This window comes from Massilia aurea, assembly GCF_040790145.1.
GTDB classification, from domain to species: Bacteria; Pseudomonadota; Gammaproteobacteria; order Burkholderiales; family Burkholderiaceae_D; genus Telluria; species Telluria aurea_C.
This window is the reverse complement of record NZ_JBFMMP010000013.1, coordinates 112481-137799: the sequence shown is the minus strand read 5'-3', so window position 1 is coordinate 137799 and position 25319 is coordinate 112481. Positions and strand designations below refer to the sequence as shown.

Annotated in this window: 14 protein-coding genes; 7 read left to right on the top strand and 7 right to left on the bottom strand. The window is 68.2% G+C overall.

Annotation, left to right across the window (positions count from 1 at the left end):
• Positions 1 to 19 precede the first annotated feature (19 nt).
• A complete protein-coding gene (gene sodC, locus AB2N08_RS17430; protein WP_367612163.1) occupies positions 20 to 541 on the top strand; it encodes a superoxide dismutase [Cu-Zn] SodC in 522 nt (173 codons plus the stop codon).
• 60 nt (positions 542 to 601) lie between these two features.
• Here sodC and AB2N08_RS17425 read toward each other — a convergent pair whose 3' ends face one another.
• The 4 genes from AB2N08_RS17425 to AB2N08_RS17410 form a co-directional block, all read right to left on the bottom strand.
• Entirely contained in the window at positions 602 to 1453 is an 852-nt protein-coding gene (locus tag AB2N08_RS17425) for an alpha/beta fold hydrolase (RefSeq protein WP_367612162.1), read from the bottom strand.
• Between the two features lie 149 nt (positions 1454 to 1602).
• A complete protein-coding gene (locus tag AB2N08_RS17420) occupies positions 1603 to 3234 on the bottom strand; it encodes a M28 family peptidase (protein WP_367612161.1) in 1632 nt (543 codons plus the stop codon).
• A gap of 110 nt (positions 3235 to 3344) precedes the next feature.
• Positions 3345 to 5621, bottom strand: coding sequence for a M28 family peptidase (locus AB2N08_RS17415; protein WP_367612160.1), 2277 nt, complete (start codon positions 5619 to 5621; stop codon positions 3345 to 3347).
• A gap of 85 nt (positions 5622 to 5706) precedes the next feature.
• Complete coding sequence (locus AB2N08_RS17410) at positions 5707 to 6369, bottom strand: energy transducer TonB (RefSeq protein WP_367612159.1); 663 nt, start codon at positions 6367 to 6369, stop codon at positions 5707 to 5709.
• 326 nt (positions 6370 to 6695) lie between these two features.
• On the opposite strand from AB2N08_RS17410, the gene AB2N08_RS17405 reads away from it, so the two are divergent.
• The 4 genes from AB2N08_RS17405 to AB2N08_RS17390 are packed head-to-tail and all read left to right on the top strand — an operon-like array spanning position 6696 to position 11554.
• Positions 6696 to 7346, top strand: coding sequence for a response regulator (locus AB2N08_RS17405; protein ID WP_367612158.1), 651 nt, complete (start codon positions 6696 to 6698; stop codon positions 7344 to 7346).
• A gap of 3 nt (positions 7347 to 7349) precedes the next feature.
• Positions 7350 to 8303 carry a hypothetical protein gene (locus tag AB2N08_RS17400; protein WP_367612157.1) on the top strand — a complete coding sequence of 318 codons (954 nt, stop codon included), beginning with the start codon at positions 7350 to 7352 and terminating at the stop codon, positions 8301 to 8303.
• Positions 8300 to 9832, top strand: coding sequence for a HAMP domain-containing sensor histidine kinase (locus AB2N08_RS17395; protein ID WP_367612156.1), 1533 nt, complete (start codon positions 8300 to 8302; stop codon positions 9830 to 9832). Before AB2N08_RS17400 ends, AB2N08_RS17395 begins: the two co-directional genes overlap by 4 nt.
• Before the next feature lie 30 nt (positions 9833 to 9862).
• Positions 9863 to 11554, top strand: coding sequence for a M14 family zinc carboxypeptidase (locus AB2N08_RS17390; protein WP_367612155.1), 1692 nt, complete (start codon positions 9863 to 9865; stop codon positions 11552 to 11554).
• A gap of 77 nt (positions 11555 to 11631) precedes the next feature.
• Here the strand turns inward: AB2N08_RS17390 and AB2N08_RS17385 are convergent, their stop codons facing one another.
• The 3 genes from AB2N08_RS17385 to AB2N08_RS17375 all read right to left on the bottom strand — a co-directional run bounded on the left by AB2N08_RS17385 (position 11632) and on the right by AB2N08_RS17375 (position 15181).
• A complete protein-coding gene (locus tag AB2N08_RS17385; RefSeq protein WP_367612154.1) occupies positions 11632 to 13449 on the bottom strand; it encodes a DUF885 domain-containing protein in 1818 nt (605 codons plus the stop codon).
• A gap of 25 nt (positions 13450 to 13474) precedes the next feature.
• Positions 13475 to 14611 carry a branched-chain amino acid ABC transporter substrate-binding protein gene (locus AB2N08_RS17380; protein WP_367612153.1) on the bottom strand — a complete coding sequence of 379 codons (1137 nt, stop codon included), beginning with the start codon at positions 14609 to 14611 and terminating at the stop codon, positions 13475 to 13477.
• A gap of 84 nt (positions 14612 to 14695) precedes the next feature.
• A complete protein-coding gene (locus AB2N08_RS17375) occupies positions 14696 to 15181 on the bottom strand; it encodes an Lrp/AsnC family transcriptional regulator (RefSeq protein ID WP_367612152.1) in 486 nt (161 codons plus the stop codon).
• A 149-nt stretch (positions 15182 to 15330) separates the two neighbouring features.
• Here AB2N08_RS17375 and AB2N08_RS17370 point away from each other — a divergent pair, with 149 nt between their 5' ends.
• Complete coding sequence (locus tag AB2N08_RS17370) at positions 15331 to 16863, top strand: aminotransferase class V-fold PLP-dependent enzyme (protein WP_367612151.1); 1533 nt, start codon at positions 15331 to 15333, stop codon at positions 16861 to 16863.
• A 205-nt stretch (positions 16864 to 17068) separates the two neighbouring features.
• Positions 17069 to 25318, top strand: a complete 8250-nt coding sequence (locus AB2N08_RS17365; RefSeq protein ID WP_367612150.1) for a GH36-type glycosyl hydrolase domain-containing protein — start codon at positions 17069 to 17071, stop codon at positions 25316 to 25318.
• The last annotated feature ends 1 nt before the right edge of the window (position 25319 follow it).

The following is a 25319-nucleotide window of genomic DNA, read 5'->3' as shown; positions in this document are numbered from 1 at the left end:
TTTTGCCAAGGAGTGAACCATGAACAAACAATGGATGAGTGCCATCCTGTTCGGCGCCGTGTGCGCCTCCGCCAGCGCTGCTGACATGTCGGTCACCCTGAAAATGGCCACCGACAAAGGCGAAGGCGCCAGCATCGGCAACGTCGCGATCACTGAAACCAAATACGGCGTCGTGTTCACTCCCGAGCTCAAGGACCTCACCCCGGGCTTGCATGGCTTCCACGTGCACGCCAACGGCAATTGCGCCCCGAACCAGGCGGACGGCAAGACCGTCCCTGCAGGCGCCGCGGGCGGTCACCTTGACCCGGCCAACACCAAGAAACACGGTACCCCATGGGGCGACGGCCACCTGGGCGACTTGCCAGGCCTCTCCGTCGATGCCAAGGGCATGGCGACCAATCCAGTGCTGGCCCCGCGCCTGAAACTGGCTGACCTCAAGGGCAAGGCCCTGATGGTCCACGTCGGTGGCGATAACCATGCCGACCATCCGGCACCACTGGGTGGCGGCGGCGGCCGCATGGCTTGTGGCGTGATCCAGTAATCCGGTAGTTCAGTACGCGCCCGCTGGCCGATCGCTTGAAAACGATCGGCCAGCATCGTTTCACCCATCGCTGGCCTGCTCCCTTAACCACGCCAACGCCGACGCCGCACTGTTCAACACCGAGATATGCCCGTCATCCGGCCGCTGCCACAGCCGCGCCGAGCGGCAGCTACGCGCCAGCCATTCGCTGTGCGCACACGGCACCACCCGGTCCTGCGCCCCATGCACCAGCAGTACCGGCTGCACGATGCGCGCGCAGTCGAAGCCCCATGGCGCGACATACGCCAGATCGTCGTCGATCAGGCCACCCGGCCCCTCGCTCAGCGCCGGCCGCACCACGCTATCGAACCACGACCATGTCCCGGACAGCTCCGCCCAATCCTCCGGCGTAAACATCTCGCGATCGAATGCCTGGTTCTGCGCCTCGTGCTGCGCCTTGGCCGCATGCCCCTGCGCGGCCGCACGCAGCGACGCCGCGCCTGATTCGGTCATCCCCTTGAACCACTCGAGTCCTGCCGCATCGAACGGCGCCAGGCCGGCGATGCTGACGGCCGCGATCACCCGCTTGGGCAGCAGCGCCGCGCAGGCCAGCGCGTGCGGCCCGCCGCCCGAGTGCCCCATCACCGCGAAGTGCTCGATCCCGAGCTGGTCGGCGATGCGCGCGACATCCTCGGCGCTCGAGGCGACATTGCGATCGCGCCTCGCGCTCGAGCCGCCGTAGCCGGGTCGGTCGTAGCCGATCCAGCGGATGCCCATCTCGCTTGCCGCGGCGAACAGCGGGGCGGGCGGCTTGCCGATGTTCGGTGTGCCGTGGTGCCAGAACACGGTCAGTTCGGGTTCATCGAACTCCGGCTGCCAGTCGTAGTAGTGCAGCACCCGGCCGTCGCCCAGCGTCAGTTCGTTCTCCTGCATGTGGTGCCTTTTGCGGTGGTGGATATCCAGATGCTACAACGGGCCGGGAGACGATGGCGCATCGTCTGCCGGCCCGCTTCAATAACTTGGGTCCCCGCCTCCGCGGGGACGACGTCGCTTGCGTCTGAGGCTATTCGCTCGCTGCCGCTTTATTTGGCGGTCACGCGCGCTTTGCCGAACGGGTCGCCCGCTTTCCACGCCGGCATCTTCGGCGCGTCGGCCACCGCGCGGCCCAGGTTCAGCGTGAACTGCGCCTGCTGCACCATGCCCGACAGATCCCAGCTCGGATCGTATTCGTCGCCCACCTGGTGATAGCGCGCGCGATACAGCTTGGCCTTGGCATTGTTCGCCTCGACGTCTTTCACCCAGCTGCTGCCGGCGCCAACCGAGAAGGCGGGCACGCCGGCCTTGGCGAAGCTGAAGTGGTCGCTGCGGAAGTAGCCGCCGCCCAGGTCCGGCTTGGCCGGTGCAATGGCCAGGCCCATCGACTTGGCAACGGTCGCCGCCATCGCGCCCAGTTCGGTGCGATCGCTGCCCGGCACGCTGACGTCCTTGACCAGGCCAACCCAGTTCAGGCTATCGAGGTTCAGGTTAGCGGCGGTCTTCGCGATCGGCCACAGTGGCGCGGTCACGTAGGCGGCGCTGCCCAGCAGGCCTTGTTCTTCGGCGCCCACCCACAGGAACATCTGGCTGCGCTTGGCCGGGTGCTTCACCGCTTCGGCGGCCATCGCCAGCAGCGCGCCAGTGCCCGATGCGTTGTCGACCGCGCCGTTGAAGATGGTGTCGCCCTCGGTGCCCTGCTTGCCCATGTGATCCCAGTGCGCCGTGTAGATCACCACTTCGTCTTTCAGCTTCGGATCGGTGCCTGGCACGACGCCGGCCACGTTGAACTCTTCCAGCGAACGCACCTGCGCGCGCGCCTCGCCCTTGACGCGGGCATTGAGCGCGACCGGCTTGAAGTTCTTGTCTTCGGCAGCCGCGCGCAGCTTGTCGAGGTCCTGGCCGCCGGCCGCGAACACCTTGCGCGCCGTGTCGTCGGTCATCCAGCCCTGCAGGCCGCTGCCCACTTTGCCTTCAGTGAGCTGGAAGCGCTCGGCGCTGGCCCAGCTGTTCTGGATTACGCTCCAGCCATACGAGGCCGATGCATCGGTGTGGATCAACAGCACGCCTGCTGCGCCCTGGCGCGCCGCTTCTTCAAATTTATAGGTCCAGCGGCCGTTGTAGGTCAGGCCCGCGCCGTTGAAGCGATTCGGTTCGGCGGCGGTGGGCGCCGGATCGTTCACCATCATCACCAGCACTTTGCCCTTGACGTCCATGCCCTTGAAGTCATCCCACTTTTCTTCCGGCGCCACGATGCCGTAGCCCACAAAAACCATTTCAGCGTCGAGCGTGTGATCGGCCTTGCCGTCGCCCGGACCCCAGACCCAGTCCGCGCCGAACTGCAGCGGCACCGCCTTGCCGTTGGCCTGGACACCGACATTGCTTTTCTCTGGCAGCGAGCGCACGCCGGCGATCTTGACTGCCTGACGGAAGCTCTTGCCGTTGCCTGGTTTCAGGCCCACGGCGGCGGCTTGCGTCTCGAGATACGTGACGGTCAGTTCGCCGCCGCGCTGGCCGGTACCGCGGCCTTCAAGCGCGTCGGACGACAGGAACGCCATGTGCGCGCGCAGCGGCGCTTCCTGCACGGTGGCTTTGGACTTGGTCTGGGCGTGGGCCGGGTAGGCCAGCGCCAGGCTGCCGGCGAGGGCGGAGAGGACGAGGGTAGAGACGATCTTGTGCATGGATTCCTGCTGCGAAGTGAATGCTGCGAAGTTGACGCTGCATAGTTAATCAAGCCATTCATCGGGAAGGGCACACTCGTGGCGTGCGCCGGCCATTTTATGACAACTTGTCAGTAGAACCGCAGGATATCGGTCGACACCGTCCGGCCCAGCTGCGGCGCCACGCCCGGAGCGCCCGCTGGCAAGAGATGGCGGGGCAGGCCAGGCATGTGTTCTTGTACCGTGATGGCGAAGATCTCCTTCGGCGCGCTCTCGATCTCGAACTGCAGCAAGCGGTCTTCCATCCCGTACAGCGACAGCGACCACGTGCTTTCCTTGTCACTGAGCGTCACGCCGTCGACGCGCGAGCGCAGCGCCCTGGCCCCGTGCATGGACAACGCGATATGCGGCGCGCGGTTTGCCGAGCGCACCGTGAATCTGGCCAGCCGCACCTTCCCGACGCGGTTGCGCAGGATGAAGCACTCGGGGAACGCAATCGCATCGTCGCGCGGCGCCACGGCATACCACTGCGACGCGCTGCGCAGGCCAAAGACCTCGACAAACACCGTGGGCCTGGCACGGCCCGGAAACAGGTTGCGCCGCCAGTCGTCCAGCCGCTGCTGCGGCAGCAGCCAATAGGCGCGCCACGTGTTCATGTCCTTGTAATAGACCAGTTGCTCGATGCTCGCGGGTTCTGCCGACCGTGCTTCCTGCACCGCCACGCCACCCGGCAGTGCCAGGCAGGCGGCAAGCATCAGCGCCAGCGCGCCGGCAACGGCGGGCCCGATGCGCAGCATCAGCAAGGGGCTGGCATAGCACAGCACGGGCAGCGCCATCAGCATCGGCGGGGCATACATGCGGCCAGGTGCGAGCAAGCGCCAGGCGTCGCGCAGCGCCGGCGGGAGCAGGCACGCGGCCGGCGCCAGGCCGGCCAGCAGCACCAGCAGGCGCACCGTACCACCCTGGCGTGCGCCCCAGCGCGTATGCAGCAGCGTGAAGGCGCCGAGCGCCGCCACCAGCGGCCAGGCCAGCAGCGGGGCGATCGACGGCAGGAACACGGCGGCGGGGATCAGCAACAGCAGCGGCCAGGCCAGCGCGCCGAGCACCGTCGCGGCCGTGCCGACACTGCGGCGCAGCAGGTACAAGCCGCCCATGAACACGCCGGCCGTGACGACCGCCACGGTCAAGGGCAGGCGCTGGTCACCCGCCACGCCGGCGGCCGCCAACTCATGCCCCCAGCTCCAGGTACCCACGCGCACCACGAGCAGCAGGAAGCACACGCCGAATGCGCCCTGCGCTGCTTCGGGCACGCCGTCCTGGCCGAACTGCCGGCGCCAGGCGCCGGCCAGCATCAGGCAGGACAGGATCGCCAGCGCCCACACGAGCCACGCCGCATGGTGGACGGGGCCGACGATGGGCACAAAAAAGTAGACGTGCGCCGCCTGCCTGCCATGCGCCAGCGGCGCCGCGCCATACGCGTGCGCGAGGCGCAGCATGGCGTCGCCCAGCTGACGCGGCGCGGCGCCAGTTGCGCGTGGCTCGCCGGCCGCGAACAGCAGCACCGGCGCATCGAGTCGGGTGAGCGGGCCGATGTGGGGCGCGTCGCCCAGCAGCCACGCCAGCGTCGCGTTTGCGGATGCGCCGCGCAGTTCGGGCGCCGCCCGCATCCAGCCCGCCAGGCCTGCTGCGCCCGCGCCACTGGCCTCCAGCATGCGTAGTGGGCCATCGACGGCGCCATCGAACTTGAGCGCCATGCCGATGCGCGCTGCCAGCGGGTGCTGTTCGACAAACGCTTGTGTCCCAAGCGCGCCGACACGCTCGCCGTCGGCAAACAGCAGGACAATATCGTTAGCGGGCGCATTGGCCAGCGCATTCGCCGGCGAGGCGGCGCGCAATGCGCGCGCGGTTTCAAGCAGGGCGCTGGCGGTGGCGGCACCTGGCAGGGCGTCACGCGGCGCGGCGCCGCTATCGTAGTGGGTGGCCAGCAGCACGGCGGGGCGGCGCGCAGCATCGGGCGCGACACCGGGAATCGTGACGACGACGTTATGCACCACGCCGATCGTGTGGTGAATCCCGCCAAAGAACCGGGTGACCGACTTGCGCACGGTGGCGCGCTGCACGACGGGCGCCAGTCCCATCGCCCGCAATTGCGTCACCAGGTAGGCGCGTGCACGCGCATTGCCGCTGCCCGCGATCGAGCGGGGACTGGCGGCCAGCACCCGCTGGTGTTCGATCGCGCGCCCATCCCAGGCAGTGGAGGCGATCGATGCGCCAGGCGCCGGCACGGCGGGCGGCGCCAGCGCCAGCCAGGCCAGCACGGCGAGCAGGGCCAGTACGGCTGCGCCGCCCAGGGCGTGCACGGATCCGGTGACGTTGATGGCTGGTGCAAAAGCGCGTGCGGCATCCATAGGTCGATCTCTCCATGCACAGGACATAGGGGCGAAAAAAAGCCCGCCGAATCAGGAGGGGCGGGCGAAAGAGGGCTGGTATCGACTACTCGAGCGTCCAGACATAGGCCAGCTGCGCCCACCCGGCTTCGGCGGCGCCGCCGTTCATCGCGGGCTGGAACTTGCACATGCTCAGGGCATTGACGGCGGCGCGATCGAGATCGCGCGAGCCGCTCGACGACTGGATGCGCGAATCCTGTACCCGGCCATCGGCGCCGACCAGCAGGGCCAGCGTCACGGTGCCCGTTTCGCCGTTGCGCGCGGCGCGCACCGGGTAGTCAGGCTTGGCGCAGCCGTTGGCGTCGGCCAGTACGGCGCTGCGCATCTGGCCGCTGTTGGCCGACGGCTGGGCGCTCGGCGCCGGTGGCGCTTCGGACTGCATCGGCGGGGTCGGTTCCGGCGCCGGCTCGGTGCTGGCCTGGACGGTGGGTTCGGGCGGCTGCGCGGCCACCTCGACTTCGACCTTCGGCACCACGACCTCGGGCGGCGCAGTCTTGACTTGCGGCTTGGGCGGTTCGGGCGGCGGTGACGGCGGCGGCACCTCCGGCGTCATCCAGACCATGGTGTCGTCAAGCATGGCGGGCAGCGAGATCGACTTCGCGTTCATCACGCTGATGACGCCCATCGCGACCAGTACGTGCAGACCGGCGACCAGGGCAAACTTGCCGGCCTTGCCGCCGGCGCCATCGTGGATATCAGAAAAATGCATGGAACCTCCTTGTTCGTGTTCAAACCGTTGAAGGGTGCACATCTACTGCTGATGGAATCAATATATGCTAGGTGCTAGCAATTTGCAAATCCATAATGAAGTAAATTTTCTTCCATTTAAAAGAACGTGGCGTAGGCGGCTCCGCCGCCTACGCGTCCAACCGCCCCATGTACATCACGCTCACGTGTCAGCCGCGCCCTTTACCCATCGCTTCCCCGCCCGTTGTATGAAATAATTCCCCTCTATTCCGAGGCCCATCGCCCCGGCCGTGCAAGCAGCAATCAACCATGCACGCGCAACACAGGCCCCCGCGCCAGGAGAACAAATTGGCAGAACAGAACAAACCCATCCGCGTCATGCTGGCCGACGATCACCCCATCGTCATGACCGGTTTCGCCATGTCGCTCGAAGCGGCGGGCATGCAGGTGGTGGGCCAGGCCAAGACCCCGAGCGAGGCCACCGCCCTGTACGCGGCCGAGCAGCCCGACGTTGCCGTGCTCGACATGCGCTTCGGCACCGAGCTGACCGGCATGGATGCGGCCCAGGCCATCCTCAAGTCCGACCCCGCAGCCAAGATTGTCTTCCTGAGCCAGTTTGACCAGGACAGCCTGATCAAGGAAACCTACCGCCTCGGTGCCCATGCCTTCGTCACCAAGGATTGCGACCCGGCCGACCTGGCCACCGCCGTGCGTCACGCGCACGAGGGCAAGCTGTACTTCCTGCCGCACATCGCCTCGCGCCTGGCCAGCATGGCCGTGCGTGGCGAAGTCACGCCGCAGTCGCAGCTCGACGAGCGTGGCCTGGAGATCTTCAAGTTCATGGCCGAGGGCATGACCAATGCCGAAATCGCCGAACGGCTCGATTTGTCGACCAAGACCATCAGCAATATCAGCCAGTCGATCAAAGAGAAGTTGGGCGTGCACCGCCAGGCCAGCATCACCCTGCTGGCCGTCAAGCACGGCCTGATCGAGCCGTAAGCGATGACGAGTCTCCTGCGCCGGATGCAGAGCGCTTCACGCACACGTTCACTGGCCCCGCTGATCGCGTTGACGCTGGTGCTGGCCGCGGCCGGCGCCCACGCTGCCCAGGCCCCGCAAACGGAACGCGAGCGCGAAGAAGTGCAGGGCTACCGCTTCCAGATCATCACCGGCGACGACAGCGCGGTCACGCACCGCATCGTGGACGACCTGTACAAGCGCCTGGCACCGACGTTCGCCGCGTTTCGCAACGAGCTCGCGCAAAAGCGCCGCATGCTGTACATCGCCATCGGCCCGACCGCGCTGCGCGATGCGCTGTCGCGCCGCTGCGACTGCGTCGTCATCTCGGCCTATACCTCGAGCCAGGTCTGGCGCGGCCTGACGGCGCGCCTGCCCAAGCCCCGCCGCACGGCCATCACGGCGGTGTATGCCGAGCCGGCGCCGGACGACCAGATGCGCCTGGCCGAACTGCTGTACGGCCGTCCGGTGCGCGTGGGTGTGCTGCTCGGCCCCGACACCGCCTTCCTGCGGCCCGTGCTGCACGACGCCGCCGAGATCCAGATGTTCACGCCGGGCGACGACCTGAATCACACGCTCAATAGCATGACGCGCGCCGAGACGCTGCTGGCGCTGCCCGACAGCGACATCTACAACGCCGAAAACGTGCGCAACATCCTGCTCTCGACCTACCGCCGCAAGCAGGGCGTGATCGGCTTCTCGGCCGACATGGTCAAGGTGGGCGCGCTGGCCACGACGTATTCCGAAGTCGAAGAAATCAACGCCCAGGTGGCCGAGATGGCGGCCGATTTCGTGCGCACCGGCGAACTCGCCGCGCCGCAGTTCCCGCGCTACTTCCGCACCATCATCAACGAAGGCGTGGCCAGCTCGCTCGACCTGCGCCTGACCGACGCCGCGCGCAACTTCGCCCGCCCAGCGCCGGCGCCGGCGGCGCGATGAACCTGCGTTTCTGGCGCGGCTGGGGTGTCGGGCGGCGCATGGCCGTCATCACGATGCTGCCGGTGATCCTGCTGTTTACGTCCTTTGTCTGGTACTCGTGGTACGCGCACCGCGCCCAGGTGGCCGAAGAACTGGCCGAGCGTGGCCGCATCCTGGCGCGCGCGTTGTCCGAGACATCCGAGTACAACGTCATCTCGGGCAACCTGTCCGACCTGCGCCTGACGATCAATGGCCTGGTGCAGTCCGACCGCAGCATCTACCGGGTCGACGTCATCGACGGCAGCGGCCGCGCCGCCGTGCGCGTGGTGTCCGAGTCGGCCAACGACGCCCAGTCGCATTACTACGAAGCCCCGATCCGCAAGCAGGTCGTGTGGATCAACCTGTTCTCCGATAACGGCACGCCGCACGTGTCGGCGTCCAGCGATTCGCGCCCGCCCACGCTCACCACCGAAGTGGTGGGCTGGGTGCGCGTGACGATGTCGCCAGCGAACATGATGGCCAAGCAGACCGACCGTTTCCAGATCGAGCTGTCGATGGCCGCGCTGGCGCTGGCCGCCAGCGGCATCCTGGCCTGGGTGCTGGCGCGCTCGCTGATCGTGCCGCTGCGCGAAGCGATCGGTACGCTGCGCCAGATCCGGGGCGGTAACTTCCGCGTCCATCCACCGGTGACCACCGGCGGCGAGATCGGCGAGCTGCAATCGTCCATTGGCGAGATGTCCCTGGCCCTGGGCGAATCCAAGCGCGACCTCGAGAACAAGGTGGCCGAGCGCACGCGCGACCTGCTCGCCTCGCGCAACGAAGCGCTGCGCGCCGATGCCGACAAACGCAAACTGATCCAGAAGGTCAACGAGATCATCGAAGATGAACGCAAGAGCATCGCGGTGGAGATCCACGACGAACTCAATGCGTCGCTGATCGCGGCGCGCCTGGAGGCGCAGGCGATCGGCCTGCTGGCGAACAAGGCCCCGCCCGGCCCCGAGGTCGTGGAAATCCGCCGCAAATCCGAAGCCATCACCAAGCTCGCGCTCGACCTGTACGCCAACGGCCGACGCCTGGTGCGCCGATTGCGCCCTGAAGTGCTCGACATGCTCGGCCTGCACGGCGCGGTCGAAGAGATGGTGCGCCACTACGACACCACGTCCGGCTGCCGCTTCGACCTGCACAGCGAAGGCGACTTCGCGCGCCTGTCGAACGAGTTGGCCATCTCGGCCTACCGCATCGTGCAAGAGGCGCTGTCGAACGTCATGAAGCACGCCGCCGCACGCTCGGCGCACGTGAGTCTGCTGCTCGACGAAGGCAAGGGCATGCTGCGCATCCGCGTGGTCGACGATGGCGCCGGCTTCGACACCGCCAGTGCATCGGAAGGCATCGGCATCATCGGCATGCGCGAGCGCGCCTACGCGCTGCACGGCACGATCGAGGTGCGCTCGAGTCCCGGCGAAGGCACCGACGTCGCCATCGCCCTGCCATTGACCCTGGCGCCGCCGGCGCCGAGCGCGCCGGTCGCAACCCCAAGCGTCATTCTGTAAGCACGACCTTTTTTAGAAGCGAAAACCACCATGGCCACTGAACTGCTCACGCCCTACGAACAGGGAAACCTGAACCAGACCACCACCTGGGCCGACTGCATCGCCTGGTACGAAGACCTCGCGCGCCAGTATCCAGCGGTGCTGCGCTTCGAGAAGGTAGGCGTGTCGGATGCGGGCGTGCCGATCCACGCCGGTGTGGTCAGCAGCGACGGCGTGTTCGATCGCGCCGCGATCAAGGCCGCCGGTCGCGCGGTCTTCTTCAACAACAACGGCATCCACCCGGGCGAGCCGGAAGGCGTCGATGGCTGCATGGCGCTGGTGCGCGATTTTTGCCTCGAGCCTGAACGTTTGGCTGCGCTGGGCACGACCGTGTTCCTGTTCGTCCCGCTGTACAACGTCGACGGCGCCTTCAATCGCGCCAACACGTCGCGCGTGAACCAGGACGGGCCAGAGCAGTTCGGCTTTCGCGGTAACAGCCGCCACCTGGATCTGAACCGCGACTTCGTCAAGTGCGACACCCTGACCGCGCGCGTGTTCAACGAATTGTTCACGGCCTGGGATCCGGACGTGATGGTCGACACCCACACGTCCAACGGCGCCGACTACAGCTACACGATGACGCTGATCCACACCCAGGCCGACAAGCTCGGTGGCGGCCTTGGCGATTTCCTGCGTGCCGACATGCTGCCGGCGATGTACGCCGGGATGGAAGCGCGTGGCTGGCCAACGTGCCCGTACGTGAACCCGGTGCAGGACAGCCCGGACCATGGCATCGCCGAATTCCTGGAAACCGCGCGCTTCTCGACCGGCTACGCGGCGCTGCACCACACGATCGGCTTCATGCCCGAGACCCACATGCTCAAGCCATTCAAGGACCGCTACGAATCGATGCGCGCGCTGGTCGATGTCGCGCTGGCGTTCACCGTGCAGAACGCCGCGCGCATCCAGCAACTGCGCCGCGCGGCAAGGGAAGAAGGGCGCACGCGCGGCGAGTGGCCGGTGCGCTGGAAGATGGACGAAGCCAATCCTTCGAGCTTCCGTTTCAAGGGCTACGAGGCCAAGTACAAGAAGAGCGTGCTGGGCGACTATGCGCGCCTGTACTACGACCGCAGCAGCGTCTGGGAGCGCGACATCGCCTATTACAACAGCTTCCCGGTGGAACGGGCGGTGCCGGCGCCGCAAGCGTACGTGGTGCCGCAGCAGTGGCGCGAGGCGATCGAACGGCTGCAGTGGAATGGCGTGCGCATGGAGCGCGTCGAGGCCGACCGCGTGCAGCACGTGGCGTACTATCAGATCGATTGGGTGACGTCGCGCCCGACGGCCTATGAAGGCCACATGTTCCATGACGACGTGGTGCTCGAACGGCGCCACGGCAGCGTGCAGCTGCGCGCCGGGGATTACCTGGTGCCGCTGGACCAGGACAACGCGCGCTACGCGGTCGAAACGCTCGAGCCGCTGGCGCACGACAGCTTCTTCCGCTGGGGCTTCTTCAACAGCGTGCTGGAGAAAAAAGAAGCGTATTCGGAATACGTGTTCGAGGACGAGGCCGAGAAGCTGCTGGTGCAAGAGCCGGCGCTGGCGGCGAAGTTCGAAGGGTGGAAGCTGGAGAATCCAGGGCTGCTGACGAACCAGGAAGCGGTGCTGGACTTCATCTTCGCCAACTGCGCGCGGTACCGCGAGCCAGAGTGGCGGCGGTATCCGGTGTTCATGATCGAGCGCTAAGCGAGCGACTGATCAACGGCCCGCACCATAAAAACGTCATTCCCGCCTCCGCGGGAACGACGATGTTTGAGGGCGCGTTACTTCGACGCCGCAATCCAGCGATCCACCTTCGCCTCCAGCACCGCCAGCGGCAGCGTGCCTTCATCGAGCACCACCTTGTGGAATGCCGGCAGGCTGAATTTGTCACCCATCGCCGCCTGCGCGCGCTGACGCAGTTCCATGATCTTGAGCGAACCGATCTTGTACGCCAGCGCCTGGCCCGGCATCACCATATAGCGCTCGATCTGCGCGCGCGCTTCCAGCTCCGAGTAGCCCAGCGTCTCGCGGAAGTAGGTGATCGCCTGATCCCGGCTCCAGCCCTTGGTATGCATCCCGGTGTCCACCACCAGGCGCGCCGCGCGCAGCATCTCGTCGTTCAGGTGGCCGAAATAATCTTCCGGCTTGTCGAACAGGCCCATCTCCTTGCCCAGCGTCTCGGCGTACAGCGCCCAGCCTTCGGTGAACGCCGTATTGCCGCCGAATTTGCGGAAGTTCGGCAGCCCCAGTTCCTGGTTCAGCGCGATATGGAAGTGGTGGCCCGGCTGGCCTTCGTGCAGGTACAGCGTGACCATGCCGGTGCTGCCGTATTTGGTCGGGTCGTTCACCACCGACCAGAACACGCCCGGGCGCGAACCATCCGCCGCCGGTGACGAGTAGTGGTCCGACGCCGTCTCGCGCGTCAGTTCCGGCTCCAGGCGCACCTCTAGCGGCGCCTTCGGCATCAGCGAAAACAGCTTCGGCAGCTTGGTGCGCACGTCGGCGTCGATCTTCTCGAACACGGCAATCACCTGTTTGTCGGACGTGAACGGCTTGTACTTCGGCTGCTCCGACACCCAGCGCGGCAAGCCAGCGGCGGGGCCCGTGTAACCCATGCTGGGGCCGATCTTGCCGTACTCGCCCTGGATGCGCGCTACTTCCTTCTGGCCGATCTCGTGGATCTGCTCGGGCGTCAACGACGTGGTGGTCATCGCCGCCACGCGCGCCTTGTACCACTCGGCGCCGTTCGGCAGTGCGCCCCAGCCGGCCGTCGTGCGGGTGGCCGGCAGGTAGTCCTTCTCGACATACGTCGCCAGTCGCGCCAGTGCCGGATTGAGTTTATCCGCGATGGCCTTGCGGTACGACGCGGTCAATGTGCTCTTGTCGGCGCTTGAAAAACCGGCCGGCAGCGCCTTGATCGGGCTATAGAAGATGCTCGCTTCCGGCGTGGCCGCGACCAGCGCCTTCAGTTGCGGCAGCAGCGACATCATCGGCTCGCGCGGATGCACGACGCCGCGCTTGACGCCTTCGCGCATATTGGCGATCGCCTGGTCGATGTACGCGACCATCTGGTCCAGGCGGCTCAGGAAATTGCGGTAATCCTGCGGCGTGGCAAGCGGCTGCGCGCCCTGGCCGCCGGCGTAGTTGGCCATGAAGACCGGCATGTTGAACATCTGGTCCACCGGCAGCAGGTGCTCGGGGAAGGCGCCCAGGCGCAGCGCGGTGTCGAGCTCGAACTTGACGATGTCATAGCTGGCCTGGTCGCGCGGATTCAGGCGCTCGCGCGGGATCGCGTCCAGGCGCTTCAGGAAACCGCGATACAGCGCGAACTGGGCAGCGCGTTTCTTCGGCGCGATCGCCAGGCCAAGCTGGTCATCGAAGCGGCCGTCGCCCGACTCGGTCGCCCAGACCGGCTCGAAGCGCGCGTAGGCGTCGTAATACTCGTCGACCAGTTTGTTGATCGCCTTGCCGGCCTGGGCCTGGGCATCGGCAGCCGGTGCCGTCGCAGGCGCCGCCTGGGCAGCCGGCGCCGCGCCAGCACTGGCGCACATCAGCAGGGCGGCCGTGGCCAGCGCGCCAAGTTTGAAGAATGGGTTCATCTTGATCGAAATCCTCTTGGGGGAATCAGTAGCTTGCCAGCGGCGTCAGGGCACCGTTCTTGAACGTGTACACGGTGACGGCCGTTTTCTTCAGGTTGCCCTTGGCGTCATAGCCGTAGTTGCCGACCACGCCCTGGTAGCTGATCGTGTGCATCGCGACGCCAACCGCTTTCGCGTCGACTGTCTTGGCCGTCTGGATCGCCTGCGCGATGAACTTGGTCTGGTCGTAGAACGATGGTGCGTACACGTCCGGTTCGCGCCCGAAGCGCTTCTTGTAGCCGGCCAAAAAGGCCGCGCCGCCCGGCTGTTTGGCGACGATCGCGCCGGCCTGCGCGCAGCGCACGTTCTCGCCGACGGCGGCGCCGCCAAGGCGCGCCATCTCGGGGCTGCACAGCGTGTCGCCGCCCAGGAGCGGCACGTTCAGGCCGAGCTGCTTCATCTGGCGCACCATCGGCGCGGCCTGCGGCGCGTAGCCGCCATAGAAGATGGCGTCGACTTTCCTGGCGCGCAGCGAGGTGAGGATGGCGGCGAAGTCGCTTGCCTTGTCATTGGTGAACTCGTGGCCCGCGACCTTGATGCCGGCCTGCTGCGCCTGGCGCTTGAACTCCATCGCGATGCCCTGCCCAAACGCAGTGCGATCGTCAATCACGCCGATGTTCTTGATTTTCAGTTCCTTGGCCGCGTAGCCGGCGACCGAGGCGCCCACCTGCGTGTCGCTGGCGACGATGCGAAACACGGTCGGGTAGCCGCTGGCGGTGATCTTGGGATTGGTGCCCACGGTCGACATCAGGATGCCGCTGTCGTTGTAGACGCGCGAGGCAGGAATCGCCACGCCCGAGTTGTAAGGCCCCAGCACGAACTTGACGCCGGCGTCGGCGAATTTCTGGGCCACGGTCACGCCCTGTTTCGGGTCGCCCGCGTCGTCTTCGGATTGCAGCACGAAGCGCAGCACGTTGGCGCCGACCTGGATCTTCTGTGCGTTGAGTTCTTCGATGGCCAGGCGGACACCGTTTTCATTGTCCTTGCCGGCGAACGCGTTGGCGCCCGACAGTGGACCGCTGACGCCGATCTTGACGACCTGCTCGGCGGCGTGCGCGTGCGCGCCGATGGTGGCAAACAGTGCCGCCAGCGCCAGCGGCGCCATGGTGAGTTTCGATGGCATTGACTGAGTCTCCCGTTGATGTGGACGGGCGCCATCATCGCACGATTTACGCACGCGGCGAAAGCGCAGAACGCCTGTAAAGACTCAGGCCGGCGTGCCGTGCGAGATCAGTTCGAGCGGCAGGGCGGTGGTGGACTTGATCTGCTCCATCGAGAAGGCCGACGACACGCCGGTCAAACGCGCGGTCTTGATCAGCTTCTTGTAGAAGCGGTCGTAGCCGGCGATATCGGTGGTAACAACCTTGAGCAGGTAATCGACGTCGCCGCTCATGCGATGAAATTCCAGCACCTCGGGCAGCGCGATCACGGCGGCGGCAAAGCGCGCCAGCCATTTTTCATCGTGTTCGGTGGTCTTGACGCTCACGAACACGGTGACGGGCAAGCCGACCTTTTCGCGGTTGACGATGCTGACGCGGCTTTCGATGAAGCCTTCTTCTTCCAGGCGCTTGACCCGTTTCCAGCAGGGGGTGCTGGATAAACCGACCTTTTCGCTCAGGCCTGAAATGGAGAGGGTGGCATCCGCCTGCAGCGCAGCGAGGATGGCGCAATCAAACTTGTCGAGTGAATTCATATTCCGCATTGCTGATTTTAAGAATAATTACCCTACTGTTTGATTGAAAACCAGAAAGTTTAGGACGTATCGACCGTCTTTAGGTCGTACCATATTACTGGACAATAACATGTTGTGCGACACCTTTTTTATATTCTTGACACCTATCCATGCAGACCGAAATCTACCTCGACACCAATGCCACGTCACCCGTTCTGCCGGCCGCCGCCGCTGCCGCCATGGCCGCCATGCAGGACGGCTTCGGCAATCCAAGCAGCAGCCACGCGACGGGCCTGCGCGCACGGGCGCTGCGCGAAGGGGTGCGCGCCAGCGCGGGCCGGATCGTCGGCGCCGGTAACGGTAGATTGATGTTCAACAGCGGCGCCACCGAAGGCATCCAGACCGCCGTACTGTCCGCCCTGTGCGCGGTGCGCGAGCGGCGCGCGCGCGGTGAGCCCTGCGGCGACGTGGTCCTGATTGGCGCGACCGAACACAAGGCCGTGCCCGAAAGCCTGGCGCACTGGAACCGCCTGCTCGGCACGGGCCTCGAGCTGCGCGTGCTGCCGGTCGATGGCGATGGCCGTCATCGCCTCGACGTGCTGCGCGCGCTGGCGCCACGCGTGGCGATGGTGTGCACGATGGCGGCGAATAATGAAACCGGCGTGGTGTCCGACCTGCGCGGCATCGAAGCCGTGCTGCACGAGACGGGCAGCGACGCGTTGTGGCTGGTCGATTGCGTGCAGGCGCTGGGCAAGCTGCCGCTCGACCTGGCCGCGAGCCGCATCGATTACGCGCCATTCTCGGGACACAAGCTGTATGCGCCGAAAGGCATCGGCATGCTGTACGTGCGCCAGGGCGCGCCGTACACGCCGCTGATGTGCGGCGGCGGCCAGGAAGACGGCCAGCGCTCGGGTACCGAAAACATGGCCGGCATCGCGGCCCTGGGCGCGGTATTCGCGGCGCTGGAACGGGGCGACACGTTCCGTGACGCGGCGGCGCTGGTGGCGTGCCGCGCGCGCCTGATGACGGCGCTCGAAGCGGCCTTGCCCGGCATCGTGTTCAACGCGCCGCTGGCGCAGTCGCTTCCTACGACCATCAACTTCTCGGTACCGGACGTGTCCAGCGCCACGCTGCTCGACCTGTTCGACGCCGCCGGCATGCGGGTCAGTGCCGGCTCGGCGTGTTCGGCGGGGAAGGCCGCGTCAAGCTATGTGCTCGACGCGATGGGCGTGCCGGCCTGGCGCAGCGCTGCGGCGGTGCGCCTGTCGTTTGGCGCGCTGCAGGGCGATGCGGCGCTCGACCTGGCCTGCGAGCGCATCGCACGCTGCGGCGCCGTGCTGGCCACGCCAATGCAGGCGGATGGCGCCGAGCCGGCGCATGACTGTCAAACCGATACGACAGTGCTGGTGGCCGCCGATGCTGCCCGTGACTGGCTCGCCGCGCACCCGGATGCGATCGTGATCGACGTGCGCGACCTGCGTGAACACAGCGTCGCAGGCGACGTACGTTTGCACGGCCGCGCAGTGCAGAATGTGCCGCTGGCCTGCTTTGCCGGGCACGCGCCCTCATGGCTGGGCGCGACTGCGCCACTGCTGTTCGTCTGCCGCAGCGGCATGCGCAGCGCCCGCGCCGCGCATGCCTTGCGCGCCATGGGCCATCCAGACGCCTGGTCGCTGGTGGGCGGTTTCGCGCTCGCCACTTGATCCTCGGGGCTTGTTTCACCGACGCCGATTTCACCGACGCCAATCTCGCGCGTCGGTGGGGTGTGTTCGCCAGCGCACAGTAACGACGTCGCTCTTTGCCTAGCATGGGGTAAGCCGTGCGCGCCCAGCGTTTCCTGCCCTGATCCGCCCCGGACGCCACCGTGCTCCAGCGGTCTGCCGCGCACGCTCAGTCCCGAGGCCCCCGTTGAACGTCAAGAACCACAACCTGCCCGCCGGGGAGCGCGCGCCGCATGATGCGCCGCCCGCAACCGGCGACGATGCGCCCTGGCGCGCAGCACCAACCAGCGCGCTCCAGCGCGCGGAACACGCACGCCAGTTGGCGGCGCGTCATGCAGTCCCCAACACCACGGCGGGCAAGGGCGGCGCCCAGGCCTTGCGCGTGCTGCTGGCCACGAATGCCGACGCCATCGACGCAGCGTGTGACGCGCTCGATCATGCCGCGCGCGCTGGCTTCGCGTTGCCGCCCGCCGGCGCGCGCCTGCTCGACCAGCATCACCTGCTCGACGCCCAGGTGCGCCTGGCGCGTGCCGGCTTGCGGCCTGGCGCCGCCACCTTGCCGACACTGGCGCCCGATGGCGCCGTGCGCGCCTGGCGCCTGGTGCTCGACGTGGTCGCGCATGGCGATGGCCGCGTCGACGCCGAAGAACTGGCGCTGTTCGTCGCCGCGTACCAAGAGGGCGCGCCGCTGCGCATCGCCGAACTGGACGCGCTGCCGGCGCTCCTGCGCCTGGCCTTGATCGACAACCTGCGGCGCCTGGCCGCGCGTGCGGCGCGCGCCTGCGCCGCGCATGAACAAGCCGCCGCCTGGGCCGTGCGCCTGCTCGACACCGCCGAGACGCGGCCCGGTGACCTCATCCTGCTCGTGGCCGACATGATGCGCAGCGTGGAAGCGAACGACCACTTCATCGCCGAACTGGCGCGGCGCCTGCATGGCCGCGGCGGCGCCGTGACCCAGGTACTGGACTGGCTCGACGCGCGCCTGGCCGATGGCGACAGCAGCATCGCGCAGCAAACGCAGCGCGAACACAGCGAACAGGCCGAGGATGCCATCTCGGCCGGAAACACCCTGGCCAGCCTGCGTCTGCTTGGCGGCATCGACTGGCGCGCCTTCGCCGAAACCCATGGCGCGGTCGACGCGCTGCTGCGCACCGATCCCGATGGCAGTTACGAGCACATGGACGGCGCCACGCGCGACAGCTACCGGCACGCGATCGCGCGCCAGGCGCTGGCCGGCAAGGTCGACGAGGTCGACGTCGCGCACGCCGCGCTGACGCTGGCCGGCACGCACCGCGCACCGGGCGAAGGTGGCCTGGACGTGCGCAAGCGCCACGTCGGTCATTACCTGCCAGCCCTCGCCAACAAGGCGCCGGTCGCGCTGCGCATCGGCGCGACCGCGCTGCTCACGTTGTCGTTTGTCGTCGCGATCGTCGTCCACGCCCGCCAGGGCGATGCCGGCGCGTGGTTGCTGGCGTTGATTGCCGTGCTGGCGCTGCCGGGCGCCAGCGAACTGGCGCTGTCCCTGGTGCGCATGATGGAGCGCTGGCGCGCCGTGCCGGCCGCCACGCCGCGCATGGACTTCAGCGCCGGCATCCCCGACACATGCCGAACCGTCGTCGCCGTCTGCGCGCAAGCGGGCGATGCCGCCGCCATCGAGCCGCTGCACGAAGCGCTCGAAGTGCGCTACCTCGGCAACCGCGACCCCAATCTGCGCTTTTGCCTGCTGCTTGATTTACCCGATGCCGCCAGCGAAACACTGCCGGCGGATGAGGCGTTGCTGGCGCAGGCCCGCGCCGCCATCGAGCGCTTGAATGGCCGGTACGACCAGGCGCCATTCATGCTGCTGGTGCGGCCACGTACCTGGAGCATCGACCAGCAAGCCTGGATCGGCCAGGAACGCCAGCGCGGCCAGATCGCCGATCTGAACGCCTGGCTGTGCGGCGCGCGCTCGCGCTTTCTGCTCACCGCCGGCAACACCGGCGCTGGCGCCGCGATGCGCTACGTGATTGCGCAGGATGCCAATGCCGGCCTGCCGCGCGATGCCGCGCGCAGCCTGGTGGCCGCGATGGCGCATCCGCTGCACTTGCCGGTGCAGGACGACAGCGGGCGCGTGCTCGAAGGCCACGGCATGCTGCTGCCGGCGCGTGGCGCCGCGCCCCCAAGCCACCGCGCGCCGCGCTTGGCCCGCCTGGGCGGCGTCGCGCAGGGTGCAGGCCACGGCTGGGTGGCGATCCATGACGTGGATGCCTGGCGCCGTGCCTGCGGCGACACGCTTCACGACGAGGGACGCGCGTTGCCGGGCCCCGTCGAGCAGGACCGCCTGCGCGCCGGCCGCATGGCCGACGTGCGCGTGGACGCGCTGCGCCCGGCCACCTACGGTGAACATATGCTGCGCCGGCACCGCGCCGTGCGCGCGGCCTGGCAATCGGCGCACCGGCTCGGGCGCGGCCCGGATTGCATCAAGCACTCTCACGTGCGCTGGTATCTGTTTGACGGGTTGCGCGCCAGCCTGGTGGCGTCGGCTTCGCTCGCGCTGCTGATCCTGTGCTGGAGCCTGCTGGCCGCGCCCGTGTTCTGGACGGCGGCCGTGCTGGCGATCGTGTTCGTGCCGGCGCTGGTGGGTATGCTGGTCGCGCTGGGTGACCGGCCGCCCGACGCACCGTGGCGCCAGCACCTCGACGGCTGGGCGCGCGGCGCCCGCGTGACGCTCACGCGCTGCGCCTTGTGGGCGGCGTTCCTGCCGCATGCGGCGCTGGTCGATGCCCACGCGCTCGTGCGCGGCCTGTGGCGCCGCCACGTGACGCAGCGCGGTCTGCTCGATACGCAAGCGGCAGCACTTCCGGCGCGCTCGCTGGAAATCAACGGGCGCGCCATGTGGTTCCCGCCGCTGCTGGCGATGGGCACCGCCATGCTGGTGAGCTTCGCCAATCCGTATGCCCTGTTCGCCACGGCGCCGCTGCTGCTGGTATGGTTCCTGTCACCGGTGCTGGCCTGGTGGACGGGCCAGGTGACCCGGCGCAGCGTGCGCCTCTCACCGGCGCAAGACCTGTTCCTGCGCGCGCTGGCGCGCCGCACCTGGGGCTTCTTCGAACAATACAGCGCCAACGGCCACGGCCTGGCGCCCAAGGCCGTGCTCGAACATCCCGAACCCGCCGTCGATATGCGCGTCTCGCCGGACGGCATCGGCCTGGGCCTGCTGGCGACACTGAGCGCGCGCGACTTCGGTTTCCTGCCACTGGGCGGCCTGCTCGAGCGCGGCGAAGGTATATTCGCGTCGCTGGCGCTGCTCGAGCGCTGGCAAGGGCACCTGATGCGCCGCTACGACGGCGCCACGCTGGCGCCGCTCGAGCCGCACTACGTCGATACCGCCGCCAGCGGCAGCCTGGTGCTGGCGCTGCGCACCTTCGCCGTCGGCATGGACGAACTGCCCGACCAGCCGATCGCCGCCGCGGCGCCGGATGGCATCCGTGCCACGCTGCTGGTCGTGCGCGACCATGCGCAGGGCGCGCCGGCATCCTTCCTGCACGCGCTCGACGAGATGGACGGCGCCATGGCGCCCGAACGCTGCCGCGCGCTCGATACGCTGCCGGGTCTTGCCGATTGCCTGCGCCTGGCGGTGGCCAATGCCGAGCGCCTGGCGGCCAGCTTGCCTGACGATGCCGACCCCACGCTGGCCGCCTGGATCGAGCGCCTGCGTGCTGGCTGCGAAGCGCAGCTGCACGACTTGTATTCGCTGGCGCCATGGATGCGGGCCGTCCAGGAATATGTGCTCGATGCCAGCCTCACCCGCATCCCGACGCTGCGTGAGCTGGCGCAGCTGGGTGCGCCGGCAACTGGCGGCGTCGGCTTGCTTGCCCTGGTGGACGCGGGCCGCGCCTGCGCACAAGAGCGCATCGAGCAGCTTGCCGCGCTGGCCGACGCGGCGCGCGAGGCAGCGCGCATGGACTTCGGCGCGCTGGTCGATCCCGCTACCGGCCAGCTGGCCGCCGGCTACCACGTGCGCGACCAGCGCCTGGACAGCGACAGCTGCGACCTGCTGGCGGCCGAATCGCGCATGGCCAGCTTCGCCGCTGTGGCCCAGGACCAGCTGCCGCAGCAGCACTGGTGGTCGCTCGGCCGGCCGCTGCGCATGGCCGGCGCCGGTGCAGGTGCCACCACATTGCTGCTGTCGCGCCGTGGCGCCATGGCCGATCTGCTGGCGCCGCAACTCTGGATGCCGGGCTGGCGCGACACGCTGCTCGATGGCGCGGCCCGCGCACTGGTGCGCGCGCAAGCCGCGCATGCCAAGGGCAAGGGTGTGCTGTGGGGCTTTTCGCAATCCCGTTGCAATGCGGTGGACGCCGCGGCGCGTTACCGCTCCGGCCAGTTCGGCTTGCCCGCCGCCGCGCTGCAGCGCCAGTTTGACGACGATCTGGTGGCCGCGCCCTACGCCGCCGCGTTGGCGCTGGGCGTGACGCCCGGCCTGGCCAGCACCAACCTGCGCGCTTTCGCTGCGCAAGGCATGCTCGGCGAACTGGGTTTGTATGAAGCGCTCGACTACGCGCCGGCGCGCCTGCCGCAAGGCGAGCGCCAGATCGTCGTGCGGGCGTATGTCGCGCGCCACCAGGCCATGCTGCTACTGGCGCTGGCCCGCCATTTGCTGGGCGAACCGATGCAGCGCCGCTTCTGCCGCGACCCCGAGTTCCGCGCCGCGCTGCCGTTACTGCAAGAGCCGGTGCCGGTGTCCGGCGCTGCCGCCGAGCGGCGCTACACCGGCGCCGCAGTCGCAGGCCACGGCGTGACGGCGCACCCGTATGCCCGCGTGATCGGACTCGAGGCGCCGGCGCTGCCCGAAGTCCAGCTGTTGTCGAACGGCCGTTATCACCTGGTCGTCGCGAGCGACGGCACTGGCGCCAGCAGCTGGGATGGCAGACAAATCAGCCGCACCGGCGCCGGCGAATCCGGCTTGACGTGTCATGTGCGCGACGTCGCATCCGGCCAGGTCTGGCCGAGCAGTCTGCTCGAGGGAGAACGCGAAACCGTATTCTCCGAAGGCCGTGCCAGCATGCGCTGTCTGGACAATGGCCTGGCCATGCACACCGATATCGTGGTGGCGCCGGACGATGACGTCGAGCTGCGCCGCATCCGCATCGTCAATGAGGGCCAGCAGGCGCTCACGCTGGAACTGACCAGCAGCGTGGCGCTGGCCGGGCCGGCGCTGGAGCAGGGCGGCCGCAGTCATGTGATGATCGAATTCGACGCCACCATCGACAGCCTGCTGTGCGTGACGGCGGCCGACGCGCCCGTCGTCATGCACCGCATGGCCGTGCGCGACATCGCGCCCGCCGTGACGGTGGAAACGGACCGCGCGCGCTTCATCGGCCGTGGTCACGAGCTGCGCGCGCCGCAGGCGATCGGTGCCGGCGGCGCGCTGCCGGGCCTCGTCACCGAACCGGACGAACCGCTGCTGGCACTGCGTCGCACTGTTACGTTGGCGCCGCAACAAGCGATCACCGTCGACCTGGTGCTGGGCGTTGCCGCCAGCCGGGCGATGGCGCGCGAACTGGCGGCCCGCTACAGCGCCGGCCATGCGGTCGACCGCGCGATTGACGCTGCCTGGACGCAGGCCCAGGCCTTCCTGCGCCGCACGGACGTGAGCGAAGCCGATGCGCAGCTCTACAACCGCCTGGCCGGCTGCCTGGTCCAGCCGGTGCCGGCCCTGCGCGCCGATCCGGCCGTCATCGCCCGCAATGCGCGCGGCCGCGCCGATCTGCTGGCGTGCGGTATCGACGGCATGCGCCCGGCGCTGCTTCTCCAGCTGACCGACGGCCCGGATACGGGCCTGGCGCGCCAGGTGCTGCAAGCGCATGCCTACTGGCGCCGCCGCGGCTTTGGCGTCGACCTGCTGGTGCTGTGCGACAGCCGCGCCGTGCGCGAACAGGTGATGGGACTGGCCGTGGCGCTGGTCGACCCCGACAGCTTCGATGCCCCCGGCGGCGTGCATGTATTCCTGCGCGAGGATGTGGCGCAGGAAGACCGCATCCTGCTGCGCTCGAGCGCGCGCGTGCTGCTGTTGTCGGGTCGCGGCGACCTGGCCGACCAGCTGCGTCGCGCGGCGCGGCCCGGCGCCGCCTTGCCGCCGCCGTTCGTCGCTGCGCAGACCGCCACGCCGTGGACGACGGAGGCGTTGCCAACGGTGCCGCCCGAACGCCTGTTCGACAATGGCATCGGCGGCTTCACGCCGGACGGCCGCGAGTACGAGGTGCGCAGCGGCGCATTGGTCCCGGTACCACAGGCGCCGTGGGTCAATCTGCTGGCCAACGCCGACTTTGGCTCGGTGCTGTCGGAACGCGGTCATGCGATAACGTGGTGCGGCGCGCGCGATACGCGCCTGACCGCCGGCAGCGACGACGTCGCGCCGCAGGACGGCGAAGCGTTTTATCTGCGCGACGAAGACAGTGGTGCGTTCTGGTCGCCCGCGCCATGGCCGGCGCCATCGCCGGAAGCCTACGTGACGCGCCACGGTGTCGGTTACACCGTGTTCGAACACGATACGGCCGGCATCCATTCGGCACTGCGCTGTTTCGTGGCGCCCGATACGTCACTCAAGTACAGCGTACTGCGGCTGCGCAACGACAGCGATGCGCCGCGTCGGCTGAGCGTGACGGGCTTCGTGGCGTGGCAGCTCGACACGGTCGATGCGACGGCGGGCCATCAAATTGTCACCGGCGTCGACCTGGCCAGCGGCGCGCTGTTCGCGCGCAATGCGTTCAGCGACGCCTTCCGCGACAAGGTAGGGTTCTTCCATGTCGACGCCGAAGATGTCGCCACGACGTGCGACCGCGCTGAATTCATCGGCCGCGAGAAAGGCATCGCGCAGCCGGCGGCGCTGGATCGCAGCAGCCTGTCCGGCGCCAGCGGTGCCGGGTTCGATCCGTGCGCGGCCTTGCAGGTGCCGGTCACGCTGGCGCCAGGCGAAGAGCGCGAACTGGTGTTCGTGCTGGGCGTGGCCGGCCCCGGCACGCTTGACGCCAGCCGCGAAGTGCAACTGCACGGCGGCGCGCGCGCAGCCGACGCGGCGTGGGAACGCCTGCGCGACTGGTGGGATACCACGCTGGGCGCGGTCGAACTGCGCTCGCCCGATGCATCGCTCGACCTGCGCGTGAACACCTGGCTACCTTACCAGGCCATCAGCGCGGTGTGGGGCGAGCGCTGTCCCGCCATGCGCCTGCAATCGCTGCTCGCAAGCACGCATGCCCGGCCTGAATTACTGCGCGACGCATTGCTGCGCGCAGCGCGCGAGTTCGCCACGGCGCAGTCCACGATGCCATCGCCGGCGGTCGACGATTTCCTGTGGCTGCCGTACGCGCTGACGCACTACCTCGCCATGACTGGCGACCAGGCGCTGTTGCACGTGCTGCCGTTCGGCGCCGATCATGGCGAGGCGACGCGCCTGGCCGCCGGGGACGATCTGTACCAGCACTGCGTGCATGGCTTGCGCGGCTGCCTGCGCTTCGGCAAGCGCGGCCTGCCATTGGCGGCAGCGCGCCTGCACGACGATGATGGTACCGGCCGTGTCGAGAGCGTGCGCACGGGCTTCTTCATGGCGACCGTGCTGCAGCGCTTCGCCGAGGTGGCCGACCGGCGCGGCGACTTCGGTTTCGCCACCACTTGCCGTGGCGCCGGGCTGGCGCTCAAAGCGCAGTGCGAAGAACACGGCTGGGACGGCGAATGGTACCGCTGGACGTGGCTCGATAGCAGCAATGCGCTCGGCTCGATCGCCAACGCCGCTTGCCGCGTCGAGCTGTCGACGCAGGGCTGGGCAGTGCAGGCCGACGCCGAACGGGCCCCGGCCGCGCTGCGCGCCGCCGCCCAGCGCCTGGTGGACGATGCACACGGCGTCACGCTGCTGTGCGATCCGGCGGTCGATGGGCACTGGAGCGAGCGCGTCGTGGCCAGTCCGGGCCAGGACCACGGCGCGGTCGCACTGGCAGCGACCGGCTTCGCGCGGCTGGGTGACACCGGCCGCGCTTGGCAACTGGCCGGCATGCTCGATCCGCACGCGCCAGTCCGCACGGTCGACAGCGCAGCGCCGCCATACTTCCTCGGCGGCGGCATCCGCACGGTCGCGCCGCATGTCGGGCGCGCCATCGGCGGCGTGTACACCGCATCTGCCGGGGCCACCTGGCTGCTCGCGATCGAGGCGCTGCTGGGCGTGGAGCGCAACGGCGCGCGCCTGCACCTGACGCCGCATCTGGCGCCGGGCTGGGATGGTTTCCGCCTGCGCTACCGTTATCACAGCGCGATCTACGAGATCACGGTGCGCGCGGGGGACGGGATGGAAGGTTTGCTGCTCGATGGGCAGCCATGTCCTGACTGGACGTTCGAATTGCAGGATGACCGGCGCGATCATCGGGTGGAATTGTGGATTGCGGGGACGCCGGGCGTGAAGGCTTGAT

Coding starts and splice junctions, on each gene's coding strand:
- AB2N08_RS17375 (WP_367612152.1), bottom strand. CDS start 15,181: ATGAATTCACTCGACAAGTTTGATTGCGCCATCCTCGCTGCGCTGCAG.
- AB2N08_RS17385 (WP_367612154.1), bottom strand. CDS start 13,449: ATGAACCCATTCTTCAAACTTGGCGCGCTGGCCACGGCCGCCCTGCTG.
- AB2N08_RS17410 (WP_367612159.1), bottom strand. CDS start 6,369: ATGCATTTTTCTGATATCCACGATGGCGCCGGCGGCAAGGCCGGCAAG.
- AB2N08_RS17370 (WP_367612151.1), top strand. CDS start 15,331: ATGCAGACCGAAATCTACCTCGACACCAATGCCACGTCACCCGTTCTG.
- AB2N08_RS17415 (WP_367612160.1), bottom strand. CDS start 5,621: ATGGATGCCGCACGCGCTTTTGCACCAGCCATCAACGTCACCGGATCC.
- AB2N08_RS17380 (WP_367612153.1), bottom strand. CDS start 14,611: ATGCCATCGAAACTCACCATGGCGCCGCTGGCGCTGGCGGCACTGTTT.
- AB2N08_RS17400 (WP_367612157.1), top strand. CDS start 7,350: ATGACGAGTCTCCTGCGCCGGATGCAGAGCGCTTCACGCACACGTTCA.
- AB2N08_RS17395 (WP_367612156.1), top strand. CDS start 8,300: ATGAACCTGCGTTTCTGGCGCGGCTGGGGTGTCGGGCGGCGCATGGCC.
- sodC (WP_367612163.1), top strand. CDS start 20: ATGAACAAACAATGGATGAGTGCCATCCTGTTCGGCGCCGTGTGCGCC.
- AB2N08_RS17425 (WP_367612162.1), bottom strand. CDS start 1,453: ATGCAGGAGAACGAACTGACGCTGGGCGACGGCCGGGTGCTGCACTAC.
- AB2N08_RS17390 (WP_367612155.1), top strand. CDS start 9,863: ATGGCCACTGAACTGCTCACGCCCTACGAACAGGGAAACCTGAACCAG.
- AB2N08_RS17420 (WP_367612161.1), bottom strand. CDS start 3,234: ATGCACAAGATCGTCTCTACCCTCGTCCTCTCCGCCCTCGCCGGCAGC.